Below are 14490 nucleotides of genomic sequence, written 5' to 3' on the forward strand. Positions count from 1 at the left end.
GGCGACTAAAACTTCTCTAACTCCGCCTTCACATCCTCCATTAACCACATTGGGGTTGAGGTAGCGCCGGCAATGCCGATGGTATCGCCGGGAGCAAACATGGATGATTGTAGATCGGTGGTGGAAGAGATGAAATAGGTATTCGGGTTATGTTTCTTACAAACCTCATACAGCACCTTGCCGTTTGATGATTTTACGCCGGAAACAAATACAATTTTATCAAAGTTTTTAGCAAAAACGGGGAGGTCCTTATCGCGGTTAGAAACCTGGCGGCAAATGGTGTCGTTAGCATTCAGTTCATAACCACGCGCATTCAGTTCGTCCTTTACCTGGTAAAACTTTTCCATGCTTTTGGTGGTCTGGCTATAAAGCGTAATGTTTTTTGGTAAGTCGACATTGTCCAGCTCGGCTATATCCTGGAATACCAGTGCTTCATTATTAGTCTGACCCTGCAAACCAATTACCTCCGCATGGCCATGTTTGCCAAATATCAGGATCTTCTCCTTAGCGTCGAATGATGTTTTGATGCGGTTTTGCAACTTCAACACCACCGGGCATGATGCGTCTATTAAAGTAATGTTGTTCTCTAACGCGGTACGATAAGTTTCGGGTGCTTCACCGTGTGCACGGATCAGTACTTTTTCGTTGTGCAGGTCTTTAAATTGCTCGTGCTCGATGATACGCAGGCCCATTTTTTTAAGGCGTTCAACTTCTTCATCGTTATGAACGATGTCGCCAAGGCAATACAGATACCCATCTTCGGCCAGGATATCTTCGGCCATATCAATGGCGTAAATAACCCCGAAACAGAATCCGGAATCTTTATCTATCGTAACCTTTAAATCGAATGCTCCCATGGCCTTACAAATTTACGGCATTAGGTTGATTTTATTGCAGTAAGGCAAAAAATATAAATTGGCAAATCAATATGGCCGGCCCTACCATCGACTGCTTTTTAAACTTAAATTGCTCAAACACAAAAAGCAAGACGGCGCTTACAATAAACCAGCATAAATAGTTTTGCAGCGGCACTTCATTATCGACCCAGTGCCAGTAGTTTAACCGGGCAGCTACGGGTTCAATCAGAAAGTCTAAAACAACCAGCAACCCCGCCCCGAAGAATATACGAAACAACATTGAGCGTATACGCAGCAACTGCATAGACACAGCTGCCGAGTAGATCAATATAAACCAATTGATGCCCATTAATACCGGTATGCTCTTAATACTGAAGCCTAAAGTTTTTCCGTAGCTGTAATCGCCAAATAGTTGGCCTGTACGTACGCCGAAATATTCAATCAGCCATCCTGCAATAAAAATCGCCACAAAAAAATAAAGAAATTTCAGGTTCAACCTATCGTGATTAATGATGAGAATAACCGCCATCAACAGTAAATGATAGGGCACCAGTTGTAAAAAGTAAGGTTTAGTTGGTGAAAAATATAACCCTGCCAGTCCTATCAAATGGAATATTACAATTATCCTCACCCAGTTAGCTGTACGTTCATGCAGCGCAAGCAGGTAACGGTTAGATCTTATATCTTCCGGCCTTTCCATATGATGGTTTTAGTTAAATGCCTTTGTATGGCTAAAAAGGCTACAACTGTTAGGCTAAACATTTGCGCCGGATGCAGTAAAATATTGTACCAGGCGTTTTGCCCTGCAGCAAGCGATATCATTGCCCGCGTTAAAGCAATCAAGCCGGCCATAAACAATATTAATTGAAAATTAAGTGTCATGATCACAATCATTGGCCCGCCAATAATCAGTACAATATAAATTAAAAACCAGAGAATGTTGTAGCTAAATGCCGCCAAAAAGTTTTTGCTGAAACCATTGATAGCATCTTCATAACCTTTATACATGCGGCAGCTAATCATGCCATTGGCCAGCAAAGCTTCGGCATTACAGGTATTGGCTTTAACTTGCCGCATAATCTCTACATCCTCAACCACTTTGTCTTTTACCAGCTGATGCCATTGATATTTACGATAAACTTCGGCATCAAACAACATAAACTGGCCACTGGCCGCAGCCACATTGTAATTTTTAACCAGGTATACCAGTTTTAAAGGCAGCAGATTTAACAAGATGTAATGCATTAGCGGCACTACCAACCGCTCGCCAATAGTATCCATTTGTTGATTGGCAAATAAACTAAGCAAACACAGTTTATTGGCATACATACGGTGAACGGCGCTGTTGATTAGCCCCAATCCCAGTTTTTCGTCGGCATCTACAAACAGAAAAAAATCGCCTTTGGCGGCCTGCGCCAGCTGATAGCAGGCATAGTTTTTACCCAGCCAGCCGTGCGGCAATGCTTTGCCTTTGATTACTTTAAAATAGGAGTGTTTGGCGGCAAAATCAGCGCAGATCTGGTAAGTGGCATCGCTGGAGTCATCATCCAGGATGATCACCTCGTAGTTTTGATAGTCCTGCTCAAGAATAGATTTTAATAGCGACAGAATATTGTCAGCTTCATTACGTACAGGAATCAGGATAGAAACCAGGTCGGGGTAAAAACGATTGACCCGGCGCAGTTTTGGGTCTGATATAAAATTGAATAGCGTTACCGCAAAACGCAGTATAATAAAACAGAAAGTAACGGCTATGGCTATAATCACTATTTTACTATTTGTAGTTGTTGTTGGCGCGCCTGTGTATAATGTTGTTGATAGGCCTGTTGTAATGCCTCAATATCTTTAAAGTTTGTTTCACTTTCTAACTTTAAATGCACATTGGCAACGGGCCTTAAGTTATCAAAGTTCTCGATAAAAGTTGCAGCAAAAATTAACTGAAAGTTTATGGCTTTTTTGAGGATATGGAATACCCCGCGCTCAAAATTAACCGCTGCCACCATATTCGAATAGAGTTTTCCTTGTGGGAATATCAGCACCAGGTTATTGGGATCATTCAGCAGATTAGCGGCAAAATTAAGTGATTCAACAACGTTTTTAGATCCCGGATTTACCGAAAACCCACCGGCATATTTCAGAAAAGGCTCTTTCACGGCCGTCTCTTCTAAAATCATGGCGTAGAAATTCTTTTTGAAAAACACCCGGTTGATGTGATATAAAACAATAGTATCCCAGGCACTGAAATGATTGGCGATGAGTAATATCGATTTATCTTTCTTGAGCGTTATCTCGTTAAAATTAATCTCTTTAAAATACCGGGCAGTTATGCGGCGTACATATAACTGCATGCCGGTTTTAATGAAGATATTTTTACGCGGATAGATCATTAATGCTCCACATTTAGCTGGTCTTTTAATGCCTGTTGATGGAAGGTGTTGATCTTGCTGCTGAGTTCATCCAATGTCAGCTCGCCGGCTACGCCACAATCAAACAGGTGGAAAAATACGGAGGGCTTCAGGCTTTCAAAATAATCAATCAACGCACAGGAGTAAACAATTTGGCAGGGGCCTTTAATATTTTTGATGAGTAGTTCGATACCCCGCTCAACAGCAATTTCTGTAGTATGATTGGAGATTAACGCGCCCTGCGGAAACACCACCACCAAATTCTCTTTATTATTAAGCAGGTTAGCCCCGTATTGTAAAGACTTGATCATTTCTCGCGAGCTGCGGTTGATGGAAAAGCCGCCAAACAAGTTCAACAACATGCGTTTCTGCAGGTGATCTTCCTGCATCATAATATATAATTTACGCTTAAGGTGCCAATAAGCCAGGTAGTTACCCCAAAGCCCATCCCACCAGCTAAAGTGATTACAGAGCAGCAGTATAGCGTGGCCTTCTTTCGGTTCGAACGGCGTTACCACCAACCGGTTAAAGTAACTGCGCATCCTGAAACGCGTATAGTACGCAAACCAATTGCTAAATAAGGTAACGCGGCGGGCAGGTATCATAATGCTAAATTAACTAAATAATCGTCTAACGCAGGCGTTACCAGCCAATGACCCAATGGGGCTTCAATCACCGTTGGGTTTTTCAGCAGATTAATAAAAGGCATGGCCGCTTTTTTCGGAAACAGTTCATCGTGCCTGCCAAATATCAGGGTGCAGGGAATTTGATATTGATTAATTAACTGAGCTACTTTCACAACATCGGGCGTTAATAACCTGATGATATTTAAAGTATAATATACATCAAGCCGCTTTTGTTCGGTGTCGGTTTCGCTGTGGGCAATTTTGTAAAGGCTATCATCAATAAACCGCACGCCGCGTAGTGTTTTGAGCACAGTTGGTGCCAGCCATTTGCTTTTGGTAACCCGGTTAAACAGGTATTTGCCCCAACCCGTATTACGTATTATATCAAAGCCTTTGTAAACAGATAGTCCATCCGGTGCCATCAGGAAAATATTGTCAATCAGGTCGGCATATTCTTCAACTAATATCAGTGCCAGGTTAGCGCCGATGGAGTAACCCATCACCGAGAACCGCTGACGGCCAAACTGCTTGAACCATTGCTCAACGTATTCGCGCACCAGGGCTTTGGGCATTCCCGCCAGGATCTGGGCCTCGGTCCAGTTATCAAGCTTGCTTTCACCATGAAAAAAATGATCGAAACCATAAACATGGTAATCTTTTAAAACAGATTGCTTGAGCACATGGAACTGCCTGCCTGTCATGCCATAGCCGTGAAAGGCCAGCATGGGTTTAGCGCCCTCGCTGTATTCATGAAAGTGTACGGTACCTAATTGCTCAATCTGTAAAAAGCCCATTGCGGCAATATTAAGTATTTTGGGTAAGATTTGCAGGATATCGCAGAGATGTCTGCCTCAACTTAAAATCCTATTGCTGATAAGATGATAGTCGTCGCACCCACATTTTGCTGCACATATTCCTTTGCCTTATAACCCGCATCGGCACAAAAAGATTGATCGTTAATTAAATTGTCCGTAGTTATTTTCAATGAGGCTGCATCATCAATGCTAAAGCCGGCACCGAGAGTAATCAGATCATGAGCCTCTTTAAACCGCGAGTAATTAGGGCCAAAGATCACCGGTAAGCCAAAAGCGGCCGCCTCAAGTGTATTGTGTATGCCCGCACCAAACCCGCCACCTATATAGGCAATATCGCCATATTGATATAAGGACGATAGCATGCCAATGTTATCAATAAATAAGATTTGAGACGTGAGATTTGAGATTTGAGACTGTAGTTGTGAATGCCTGATGTAAGAATTTGCAGGCAACAAATTAATGAGGTTATTGATCTTATCTTCGCCAATTTCGTGCGGAGCTATGATGAATTTCCAATCGGGATGTTGGCTAATTAGCTGGGCAATCAACTGCTCATCGGCGGGCCAGGTGCTGCCGGCTATGAACACTTTGTGACCAGCTTTAAACTCAGCAATTTGCGGTAGTTCTTTTGGATTTTGCGCGTTGGCCCAAACGCGGTCAAAGCGGGTATCACCACTGATGGTGACATTATTAATGTTAACGGTTTGGAGTAGTTGTTTAGACTGCTTATCCTGCACAAAAAAATGGGTAACAAAACTTAACATTTTACGATGCAGGCCACCGTACCATTTGAAAAATATCTGCCCCGGCCTGAAAATGCCCGATATAATATAAAGCGGGATCTGCCTGTCATTTAATTGCTTAAAAAAGTGGTACCAATACTCGTACTTAGTAAAGATGGCTATCGCTGGATTAATAGCATCAATAAACTCGCGGGCATTTTGAGCTGTGTCTAAGGGTAAGTAATAAACAGCATCGGCCAGCGGGGTATTTTTCCTGATCTCGTATCCCGAAGGTGAAAAAAAAGTAACCACTATTTTTGCGTCAGGATGTTGTGTGCGTATTTGCTCCAATACCGGGCGGCCCTGCTCAAACTCGCCTAATGAGGCAAAATGAAACCAGATGCTTTGGTCAAATTTTATATAGCTAACGCCCCTTCGCCCCTTGATCCACAGCGCGGCTTTTTGGTTAAATGCAGAAAAAAGCAGTATTAAAAGATAGTAAATACGTAGCCCTGTATTGTACAGTAATAACATTATTTAAATACGAAATGAGTATCTTCGCCGCGATAAATATAACAACATCTAAACAATTATATACGTGAAAATAGCTGTAGTAGGAACCGGATATGTTGGATTGGTTACCGGTACATGTTTGGCCGAAACCGGCAACCAGGTTATTTGCGTCGATATCAATGAAAAAAAGGTAAAGATGATGCAAGAGGGCAAATTGCCTATCTACGAACCTGGCCTGGAGCTGCTCTTTACCCGTAACATAACCCAGGGTCGCCTGCATTTTACCAGCAACCTGGCCGATGCGTTAAAAGAATCTAAAATAATATTCCTGGCATTGCCTACGCCTCCGGGCGGTGATGGCGCAGCTGACTTGAGCTACGTACTGGGCGCTGCGAAAGATATAGCCAAGATTATTACCGAATATAAGGTAATCGTCACAAAATCAACCGTGCCGGTTGGTACTGCCGATAAGATCACGGCAGTATTGAACGAACATACAGACGTTGAATTTGCGGTAGTATCAAACCCTGAATTTTTGCGCGAGGGCGTAGCGGTAGAAGATTTTATGAAACCCGACCGCATTGTAATTGGTACCATGGACGAACGTGCGCGTAAGTTAATGGGCGAATTATACTCGCCATACGTGCGCCAGGGTAACCCGGTAATTTACATGGATCAGCGCTCATCTGAATTGACCAAATACGCGGCTAACTCTTTCCTGGCAACCAAAATTTCTTTCATGAATGAAATTGCCAACTTATGCGAAATAGTTGGTGCCGATGTAGATATGGTTAGGCGCGGCATTGGCGCCGACGACCGCATTGGCAGGCGTTTCCTGTTTTCGGGCATTGGTTATGGCGGTAGCTGTTTCCCAAAGGATGTACAGGCGCTGGCAAAATCGGCCAAAGACAATAAATACGACTTTAAGATCTTAAACGCTGTGATGGAGGTTAACGATCTGCAGCGCACTATATTGGTGAATAAGATTAAAGACTATTATAAAGGTGATCTGAAAGGTAAGAAATTTGCCATTTGGGGCCTTGCTTTTAAACCGGAAACGGATGACATCCGCGAAGCACCTGCTTTATACATCATTGATGAATTATTAAAAGCGGGTGCAATAATCTCGGCCTTTGATCCGGAAGCGATGGAAAACGTGAAAGGGTTAATGGGCGATAAAATAACCTATACTGATAATCAGTATGATGCGTTAGAAGGTGCAGACGCGCTGTTGATATTAACCGAATGGTCGGTTTTCCGTACGCCTGATTTTGATTTGCTGGAGACTAAGTTGAAAGCGAAGGTTATTTTTGACGGACGTAACCTGTACGATATACAAAAAATGATTGATTGCGGATACTATTATAACAGTATCGGCAGAAAAGTGGTAAGCTAATGGAACGCAAGCGTATATTAATAACCGGTGCTGCCGGCTTTTTAGGTTCGCATTTGTGCGACAGGTTTATTAAAGAGGATTACCATGTTATTGGTATGGATAATTTAATAACCGGCGATCTGCGTAATATTGAGCACTTGTTTAAACTGGACAATTTTGAGTTTTACAATCATGATGTTTCCAAGTTTGTACACGTTCCCGGCGATTTGCATTATATCCTGCATTTCGCTTCGCCTGCAAGCCCGATTGATTATTTAAAAATCCCAATCCAAACACTTAAGGTTGGCTCATTAGGTACGCATAATTTACTGGGATTGGCCCGCGCAAAAAAAGCGCGCATGCTGATAGCTTCTACGTCTGAGGTTTATGGCGATCCCAACGTTAACCCGCAACCCGAAGAATATTGGGGCAATGTAAACCCGGTTGGCCCGCGCGGCGTATATGACGAAGCTAAACGTTTCCAGGAAGCCATTACGATGGCTTACCATACTTTCCACGGTTTGGAAACACGCATAGTACGGATCTTCAATACCTATGGCCCGCGTATGCGTTTAAATGACGGGCGTGTGCTGCCTGCATTTATTGGCCAGGCTTTACGCGGCGAACCATTAACTGTATTTGGCGATGGCTCTCAAACACGCTCGTTTTGTTATGTGGATGATTTAATTGAAGGCATTTACCGCTTGCTGCATAGCGATTATGCCCAGCCAATGAATATTGGTAACCCGGACGAGATCACCATCCGCCAATTTGGCGAAGAGATCATTAAGTTAACCGGTACAGATCAGCAACTAATTAGCTTGCCATTGCCTACCGACGATCCAAAACAGCGTCGCCCGGATATTACCAAGGCTAAAGCAATTTTAAGCTGGGAACCAAAAATATCAAGGAGCGAAGGTTTAAAAATTACTTACGAGTATTTTAAATCGCTGCCGCAAAAAGAAATTGAACACAAAGATTTTACCTATTTCAATAAACAATAATGGCTAAAATATTAGTAACAGGTGGTTTGGGCTTCATTGGCTCGCACACCGTAGTAGAACTGGTAAACTCGGGTTATGAACCTGTTATTGTAGACGATCTTTCAAACTCTGATCCAAGGATCCTTGATCAATTGGCCAAAATTATTGGTTATAAACCAACGTTTCATAAATTGGATCTTTGCGATGAAAAAGGCGTTTATGAGCTTGCCCAAAAAGAAGCCGACATTGCAGGTATTATTCACTTTGCGGCATCAAAGGCCGTAGGCGAGTCTGTACAGCAGCCCCTAAAATATTACCGCAATAACTTTTTCTCGTTAATAAACGTGCTGAATGCTTACAAAGGCAAACCTATAAATTTTGTATTTTCTTCAAGTTGTACAGTTTACGGGCAGCCGGATGTGTTACCGGTTACTGAAAGTGCGCCGGTAAAAACTGCCGAGTCGCCTTATGGCAATACCAAACAAATTGCCGAAGAAATGCTTATAGATATGCAAAAGGCAGGCAGCAGTTATAAAGTGATAGCGTTACGATACTTTAATCCGGTAGGTGCACATAGTACGGCGCTGATTGGAGAGTTACCAATAGGCGTGCCGCAAAACCTGTTTCCGTTTATTACACAAACTGCTATAGGCAAGCGCGAAAAAATTACTGTTTTTGGCGATGATTATAATACGCCCGATGGCAGTTGCATTCGTGATTATATACACGTGGTTGATTTAGCCAAAGCGCACGTAGCGGCGCTAAAACTAATGGAAACTAACGAGTTTGAAGGCTATGACGTATTTAATATAGGTACGGGCAAAGGTAGCACGGTATTAGAAGTAATACGTGCTTTTGAAAACTCGACCGGTGAAAAATTAAATTATGTAATTGGTCCGCGTCGTGAAGGGGATATTGAAAAGGTATGGGGCGATGTGACTAAATCGACCAGCAAATTAAAATGGCAAACCGAGCTTGATCTGGATACCATGATGCAGTCAGCCTGGGAATGGGAGAAATACATCTCGGCAAACCCGTTAAGTTAACAATGAAGAAAATTATAATTACTGGTGGCGCGGGCTTTATAGGTTCGCATGTGGTACGCAGGTTTGTTAGAAATTACCCTGAGTATACCATTATCAACTTAGATAAATTAACGTATGCCGGTAACCTGGCTAACCTGGTTGATATTGAAAACGCCCCAAATTATAAATTTGTTAAAGGCGATATTGTCGATCTCGGGTTTATTCGCCAACTTTTTGCAGATGAGCAACCCGACGCGATTATTCACCTGGCTGCCGAATCGCACGTGGACCGTTCCATCACCAATCCTTTGGAGTTTGTAATGACGAATGTTGTAGGCACCGTAAACCTGCTTAATGCCGCGCGCGAAACGTGGAAGGGCCAGTATGATCAAAAACGTTTTTATCATGTATCAACCGACGAAGTTTACGGTACATTAGGTGAGGATGGTATGTTTACCGAAACAACCGGTTATGATCCGCACTCGCCATATTCTGCATCAAAAGCAAGTTCAGATCACTTTGTAAGAGCTTATCATGATACTTATGGTATGGATACCGTAATATCAAATTGCTCTAATAATTATGGTTCATTCCATTTTCCGGAGAAATTGATTCCGCTGGCTATCAATAACATTAAAAACAAAAAACCGGTACCGGTATACGGTAAGGGCGAAAATATCAGAGACTGGCTTTGGGTTGAAGACCATGCCCGTGCTATCGACGTTATTTTCCACAAAGCAGCCACCGGCACCACTTACAACATTGGCGGCCATAACGAGTGGAAAAATATCGACCTGATTAGAACCCTTTGCGTCATTATGGACAAAAAACTAGGCCGTGCCGAAGGTGAATCAGCAGAACTCATTACATTTGTTACCGATAGGGCAGGGCATGACCTGCGTTATGCGATTGACGCTACCAAACTTAAAAACGACCTGGGTTGGGTGCCGAGCATTACTTTTGAAGAAGGATTAGAAAAAACGGTAGATTGGTATTTGGCTAATGAAAAGTGGTTAGACGATGTTACCTCGGGTCATTATCAGCAATATTATACAGAGCAATATCACACGAGATAAATGTTTGGGCTTTTTAAGAAGAAAGAAGAGAAAAGGGAAAAACAGCCATCAGTTAATTATGAAGTGATAGCTGTTGACATGCATTCGCACGTGCTGCCCGGTATAGATGATGGTGCGCAGAATGTAGATGAATCTATTTTTTTAATAAAAAAAATGATGGAGGCTGGCATAAAGAAAATTATTGCCACGCCGCACATTATGATAGATTATTACCGCAATACACCAGAAACCATTAGCGCTGCGCTTGAAATACTTAAAGCAGAGCTAAAGCGCCAGGGAATGGACATTGAGGTACAAGCTGCTGCCGAGCATTATTTCGACGAAACTTTTGAGCAACGTGTCGAGGATAAAAAGCTGATGCTGATGGGCGACAACTATGTGCTGTATGAATACCCTTTTATAAGCGCCCCGCAAAATGCTTTCCATGTTTTACAAAAATTGACAGCAGCCGGATATAAACCCATTCTTGCCCACCCCGAACGATACAATTATATGACGGTAGAAGAAATGGCGAACCTGCGTGCCTGGGGATGCAGCCTCCAGCTAAATACCATATCACTTACGGGTTATTACGGTAAAGGCATTAAACAAAAAGCTGAAGCTATGGTGGATGCAGATATCGTCGACTTTATATCAAGCGATATGCACCACCCTAAACATGCCGCGGCTTTTCAAGACGCGCTAAACTTTCCGCATGTTGAACGCTTGCTGACTAACTATCCGCTGAAAAATATAATGCTGAAATAGATGTGCGGATGTGCAGATATGCAAATGTGCGGATTATTTAATGAGTGAGGTAGTGATTGGGTGAATGTTTAAATAATATACAAGCCGCCAAACTTCTAACTAGCTGACAGGCATCTGCACATCTGCATATTCGCACATCTGCACATCAAAAAAATTACTCGTATCGCAAAGCTTCAACCGGATCTAACTTCGATGCTTTTTTTGCTGGATAAAAACCCGAGAGTAGCCCAATTAAGGTACATAAAGCTATAGCCGAAAAAAGCCACAACCAGGGCACTACAAACTTGCCGCTTATTTGTACGGCTATGAGGTTACCGGCCGCCATGCCTAATATAATACCGCCTACGCCGCCAATTAAACAAATCACCACAGCTTCAATCAAAAACTGTTTGCGTATAACAGCCGGTGTTGCGCCAATAGCCTTACGGACGCCGATTTCGCGCGTACGCTCAGTTACCGAAACCAGCATAATATTCATTAAACCGATAGCTGCACCAATTAGTGTGATAATACCAATGCCAAACCCGGCAATGGTCATATAACCAATCTGTTCGCCTAAACTTTTTTGGATAGAGTCGCTGCGTACAATCTCAAAATTATCGCTCATGCCTGCGTTTAATCCGCGAATGTTTCTGAAAAGCGATGTCGCTTCGCCAATGCAGGCGTCAAGCTGCGCGCCACTGCCTACCATAACCGTTACGCCAAAAGTTGGATTAGTTGTGGGTGCAAGTTGCTTGGCTTTCAAAATAGGGATAATACAAAGCCTGTCGCCCCCGTTAAAACCCGCACTCGATCCCTTCGACGCAAAAACTCCGACTACTTTGAATTTGTTGCTGCCTACAAAAATAGATTTATTGATAGGGTCCTCATTTTTAAACAACTTGGTTTTTACCTCATCGCCAATAATAACTACGTTGTCGCCATACAGTAATTCCTGGTCAGAGAAATTACGCCCTAATGCCAGTTTATAACCATTAGTTTGCAGGTAATTTTCATTAGTGCCGGTAACTTGTACGTTAGGGTTGGTTTTTTCGCTGTTATATTTAGTTATAGCACTACCTGAAATATTTAGGTTGATAGCAACCAACGCAGGCAGCTGATAGGAACTTTTAAACCGTTGCGCCTGTTCATAACTGATTGACGGAAACGCTTTACGATGCCCGCCATTGCCAAAACCAAAGTCAGACCCACGGTTTTGTATGGTGAACGAGTTGGCACCTAAGCTTGAAAAAGCATCGGTAGTGTATTGTTTGATACCCTCGATAGCAGTAAGTATGCCCACCAAAGCCATAATGCCGATAGCAATAATGAGCGAAGTAAGCGAGGTACGCAGCCGGTTGCCCGCAATGGATTGCAGCGCGATAGACACATTTTCTTTAAGCGAAGTTTGAACCGGCATTATATAAAATTAAGAAACTTAGCGATAAGACTGTGCAGGCTATAGGTTTGTTACAACCTGTGCACCTTATTTGATGTTTTAATAAGCTGGTGGCGGACTCACCCGATCATCGCTCGATCACCCTCTCTTCCGCAAGCGGGAAAGAGGGTAGGAATATCGAACATTATTCGATATTAAAGAAAGAATTACCCTCTTTACGCCGAAGGCGAAGAGAGGGTCGACAAGCGTAGCGATGTCGGGGTGAGTCAAAGCGTCGACAGGAAACCGATCGATCATATTGCATGCATTTCAAAAAAGATTTTGGTAACTTAACAGTCTAATTTTAACACTATGAAAAACATTAGATCTGTACTGTTATTACTGCTTTTATTAGGCATTGCCACTTATACAAAAGCGCAAACTACCGTTAGCACATCCATTAACGGTATTATTGTTAGTTATTTAGAATTGAAAAACGCATTAGCCACTGACGACAACCCAACGGCCCAGCTTAAAGCTAAGGTATTGAATGATGAAATTGTCGACGTTCAATCCAAAGGCATGACACCCCAGGAATTAAGTACCTGGAAAAACTACAGCGACAGGCTGAGTTTTGACAGCCGCCACATTAGCGAAAGCAAATCAATAGATCACCAGCGCGAGCATTTTGCATCATTGTCAAAAAATATGTACACGCTTTTAAAAGTGTTTAGGGTAAATACTTCGCCGCTTTATTGGGACTATTGCCCCATGAAAAAAGTGAGCTGGCTAAGCGATAAACAAGCCATCGAGAACCCATACTATGGCAAAACCATGCTGGATTGTGGTAGTGTTAAGGAAACTTTGAAAGAAGCAAAATAAGAGAGTCAAGAGGCAAGAATCAAGATAGGATATTGAATAGCTTATCAATAAAAAAGCCTTAGCGATTAATCGCTAAGGCTTTACTTTATATATCTTGACTCCTGGTTCTTGTCTCTTGATTCTACCTAACTATACCGAAAACGACGTGCCGCAACCGCAAGTGCTGGCAGCGTTAGGGTTGCTAAAGGTAAAGCCGCGAGCATTTAGGCCATCTTGAAAATCAACTTGCATACCTAACAGGTACATGCCGTGAGCTTTATTCATAAACACGCGCAGGCCTTCAATTGAAAATTCCTGATCGCCGTCTTTTTTCTGATCAAAGCCTAAAACATAGCTCATGCCAGAACAGCCACCGCCTTCAACGCCAATGCGCAAGCCAAAGTCGTCGCTAATTTCTTGCTGATCTTTTAATTTATACAATTCTTTAACGGCGCCTTGTGTAAGGATTACCGGTGCGGTTTCAACAGCAGTACTCATCTTATTTTTAATTAACTACACAAATATAATGTAAAATGCGGATTTTTGTTCCGGAGCCGGTATTTATGACCTGCGCCTAACATTAAACTTAATTATGCAATACTATCCCTATTTACTAGACATCATAAAATATACCGTTGCCGGCTTAGGCGTAGTGTGGATTGCCTTTTACCTGTTAAGACCCTACCTTGACCGCAACGAAAGTATCCAGCTGGTAGAGTTGAAGAAAACCATCAGCAATCAAACTTTGCCGCTGCGTTTGCAGGCTTATGAGCGTGTAGTGTTATTTATAGAACGGATTAACCCAACTAATTTACTCATCCGCCTAAATAACCCCGACTATTCAGCCGCCGAATTATATGTGCTGATTGTGGCCGAGTTGCGTAATGAGTATCAACATAACGTTACCCAACAGATTTACGTAAGCCCTAATACCTGGGCCATAGTAAAACGACTTAAAGACGAAACGCTGGGCCTGGTAAATTACGCCATTAAAGATTTGCCGGAAACAGCCACCGGCTTAGAACTAAGCAGGGCAGTGCTAACCCAGGTTAGTAACTCAGAAAACAATCCTTACGACTCCGGACTGGCGCTTATTCGCAACGAGCTGGAGCAACTATTCTAATTAGC

General features: G+C 42.7%; 16 protein-coding genes. 7 read left to right on the forward strand and 9 right to left on the reverse strand.

Translation table 11 applies throughout. The features are described 5' to 3' along the window. Window positions 1–5 precede the first annotated feature (5 nt). From HB679_RS10490 to HB679_RS10520, 7 genes are all read right to left on the reverse strand, one after another. Window positions 6–857 carry a 4-hydroxy-3-methylbut-2-enyl diphosphate reductase gene (locus HB679_RS10490; protein ID WP_214071936.1) on the reverse strand — a complete coding sequence of 284 codons (852 nt, stop codon included), beginning with the start codon at window positions 855–857 and terminating at the stop codon, window positions 6–8. A gap of 31 nt (window positions 858–888) precedes the next feature. Continuing rightward, entirely contained in the window at window positions 889–1557 is a 669-nt protein-coding gene (locus HB679_RS10495; protein ID WP_214071937.1) for a carotenoid biosynthesis protein, read from the reverse strand. Beyond that, the gene (locus HB679_RS10500) at window positions 1536–2624 is read right to left on the reverse strand and encodes a glycosyltransferase family 2 protein (RefSeq protein ID WP_346345151.1); all 1089 of its coding nucleotides are present in this window, start codon (window positions 2622–2624) and stop codon (window positions 1536–1538) included. The genes HB679_RS10495 and HB679_RS10500 overlap by 22 nt, the downstream gene beginning before the upstream one ends. Then, complete coding sequence (locus HB679_RS10505; RefSeq protein ID WP_214071938.1) at window positions 2624–3205, reverse strand: 1-acyl-sn-glycerol-3-phosphate acyltransferase; 582 nt, start codon at window positions 3203–3205, stop codon at window positions 2624–2626. Before HB679_RS10505 ends, HB679_RS10500 begins: the two co-directional genes overlap by 1 nt. 38 nt (window positions 3206–3243) lie before the next feature. Beyond that, window positions 3244–3867 (reverse strand): lysophospholipid acyltransferase family protein, encoded by a 624-nt coding sequence (locus HB679_RS10510; protein WP_214071939.1) that lies wholly within the window; start codon window positions 3865–3867, stop codon window positions 3244–3246. Then, on the reverse strand, window positions 3864–4682 hold the full coding sequence (locus HB679_RS10515) for an alpha/beta fold hydrolase (RefSeq protein ID WP_214071940.1): 819 nt from the start codon (window positions 4680–4682) through the stop codon (window positions 3864–3866). The genes HB679_RS10510 and HB679_RS10515 overlap by 4 nt, the downstream gene beginning before the upstream one ends. A gap of 62 nt (window positions 4683–4744) precedes the next feature. Continuing rightward, on the reverse strand, window positions 4745–5959 hold the full coding sequence (locus HB679_RS10520; protein ID WP_214071941.1) for a glycosyltransferase N-terminal domain-containing protein: 1215 nt from the start codon (window positions 5957–5959) through the stop codon (window positions 4745–4747). Between the two features lie 64 nt (window positions 5960–6023). Between HB679_RS10520 and HB679_RS10525 the strand changes: the two genes are divergently transcribed. Genes HB679_RS10525 through HB679_RS10545 form a run of 5 tightly spaced genes read left to right on the forward strand, consistent with a single transcriptional unit; the run spans window position 6024 to window position 11144 of the window. Beyond that, window positions 6024–7334, forward strand: a complete 1311-nt coding sequence (locus tag HB679_RS10525) for a nucleotide sugar dehydrogenase (protein ID WP_214071942.1) — start codon at window positions 6024–6026, stop codon at window positions 7332–7334. After that, complete coding sequence (locus tag HB679_RS10530; RefSeq protein WP_214071943.1) at window positions 7334–8317, forward strand: UDP-glucuronic acid decarboxylase family protein; 984 nt, start codon at window positions 7334–7336, stop codon at window positions 8315–8317. The genes HB679_RS10525 and HB679_RS10530 overlap by 1 nt, the downstream gene beginning before the upstream one ends. Further along, a complete protein-coding gene (galE, locus tag HB679_RS10535; protein ID WP_214071944.1) occupies window positions 8317–9342 on the forward strand; it encodes a UDP-glucose 4-epimerase GalE in 1026 nt (341 codons plus the stop codon). The genes HB679_RS10530 and galE overlap by 1 nt, the downstream gene beginning before the upstream one ends. Before the next feature lie 2 nt (window positions 9343–9344). Further along, window positions 9345–10397, forward strand: coding sequence for a dTDP-glucose 4,6-dehydratase (gene rfbB, locus HB679_RS10540; RefSeq protein ID WP_214071945.1), 1053 nt, complete (start codon window positions 9345–9347; stop codon window positions 10395–10397). Continuing rightward, complete coding sequence (locus tag HB679_RS10545; protein ID WP_214071946.1) at window positions 10398–11144, forward strand: CpsB/CapC family capsule biosynthesis tyrosine phosphatase; 747 nt, start codon at window positions 10398–10400, stop codon at window positions 11142–11144. It begins immediately after the preceding gene. A 154-nt stretch (window positions 11145–11298) separates the two neighbouring features. Here HB679_RS10545 and HB679_RS10550 read toward each other — a convergent pair whose 3' ends face one another. Continuing rightward, entirely contained in the window at window positions 11299–12543 is a 1245-nt protein-coding gene (locus HB679_RS10550; protein ID WP_214071947.1) for an ABC transporter permease, read from the reverse strand. A gap of 330 nt (window positions 12544–12873) precedes the next feature. Here HB679_RS10550 and HB679_RS10555 point away from each other — a divergent pair, with 330 nt between their 5' ends. Then, window positions 12874–13383, forward strand: a complete 510-nt coding sequence (locus HB679_RS10555) for a DUF3347 domain-containing protein (RefSeq protein WP_214071948.1) — start codon at window positions 12874–12876, stop codon at window positions 13381–13383. A 129-nt stretch (window positions 13384–13512) separates the two neighbouring features. Here the strand turns inward: HB679_RS10555 and HB679_RS10560 are convergent, their stop codons facing one another. Further along, window positions 13513–13860, reverse strand: coding sequence for an iron-sulfur cluster assembly accessory protein (locus HB679_RS10560; RefSeq protein ID WP_214071949.1), 348 nt, complete (start codon window positions 13858–13860; stop codon window positions 13513–13515). Window positions 13861–13954: 94 nt separating this feature from the next. On the opposite strand from HB679_RS10560, the gene HB679_RS10565 reads away from it, so the two are divergent. Continuing rightward, window positions 13955–14485, forward strand: a complete 531-nt coding sequence (locus HB679_RS10565; protein WP_214071950.1) for a hypothetical protein — start codon at window positions 13955–13957, stop codon at window positions 14483–14485. The last annotated feature ends 5 nt before the right edge of the window (window positions 14486–14490 follow it).

The sequence above is a fragment of the Mucilaginibacter sp. dw_454 genome, from assembly GCF_018449775.1.
GTDB lineage: Bacteria > Bacteroidota > Bacteroidia > Sphingobacteriales > Sphingobacteriaceae > Mucilaginibacter.

Excerpts from the sequence above, each read along its gene's own strand:
- HB679_RS10490 (WP_214071936.1), bottom strand. The coding sequence starts at position 857 with ATGGGAGCATTCGATTTAAAGGTTACGATAGATAAAGATTCCGGATTC.
- HB679_RS10495 (WP_214071937.1), bottom strand. The coding sequence starts at position 1,557 with ATGGAAAGGCCGGAAGATATAAGATCTAACCGTTACCTGCTTGCGCTG.
- HB679_RS10505 (WP_214071938.1), bottom strand. The coding sequence starts at position 3,205 with ATGCAGTTATATGTACGCCGCATAACTGCCCGGTATTTTAAAGAGATT.
- HB679_RS10510 (WP_214071939.1), bottom strand. The coding sequence starts at position 3,867 with ATGATACCTGCCCGCCGCGTTACCTTATTTAGCAATTGGTTTGCGTAC.
- HB679_RS10515 (WP_214071940.1), bottom strand. The coding sequence starts at position 4,682 with ATGGGCTTTTTACAGATTGAGCAATTAGGTACCGTACACTTTCATGAA.
- HB679_RS10520 (WP_214071941.1), bottom strand. The coding sequence starts at position 5,959 with ATGTTATTACTGTACAATACAGGGCTACGTATTTACTATCTTTTAATA.
- HB679_RS10530 (WP_214071943.1), top strand. The coding sequence starts at position 7,334 with ATGGAACGCAAGCGTATATTAATAACCGGTGCTGCCGGCTTTTTAGGT.
- galE (WP_214071944.1), top strand. The coding sequence starts at position 8,317 with ATGGCTAAAATATTAGTAACAGGTGGTTTGGGCTTCATTGGCTCGCAC.
- rfbB (WP_214071945.1), top strand. The coding sequence starts at position 9,345 with ATGAAGAAAATTATAATTACTGGTGGCGCGGGCTTTATAGGTTCGCAT.
- HB679_RS10545 (WP_214071946.1), top strand. The coding sequence starts at position 10,398 with ATGTTTGGGCTTTTTAAGAAGAAAGAAGAGAAAAGGGAAAAACAGCCA.
- HB679_RS10550 (WP_214071947.1), bottom strand. The coding sequence starts at position 12,543 with ATGCCGGTTCAAACTTCGCTTAAAGAAAATGTGTCTATCGCGCTGCAA.
- HB679_RS10555 (WP_214071948.1), top strand. The coding sequence starts at position 12,874 with ATGAAAAACATTAGATCTGTACTGTTATTACTGCTTTTATTAGGCATT.
- HB679_RS10560 (WP_214071949.1), bottom strand. The coding sequence starts at position 13,860 with ATGAGTACTGCTGTTGAAACCGCACCGGTAATCCTTACACAAGGCGCC.
- HB679_RS10565 (WP_214071950.1), top strand. The coding sequence starts at position 13,955 with ATGCAATACTATCCCTATTTACTAGACATCATAAAATATACCGTTGCC.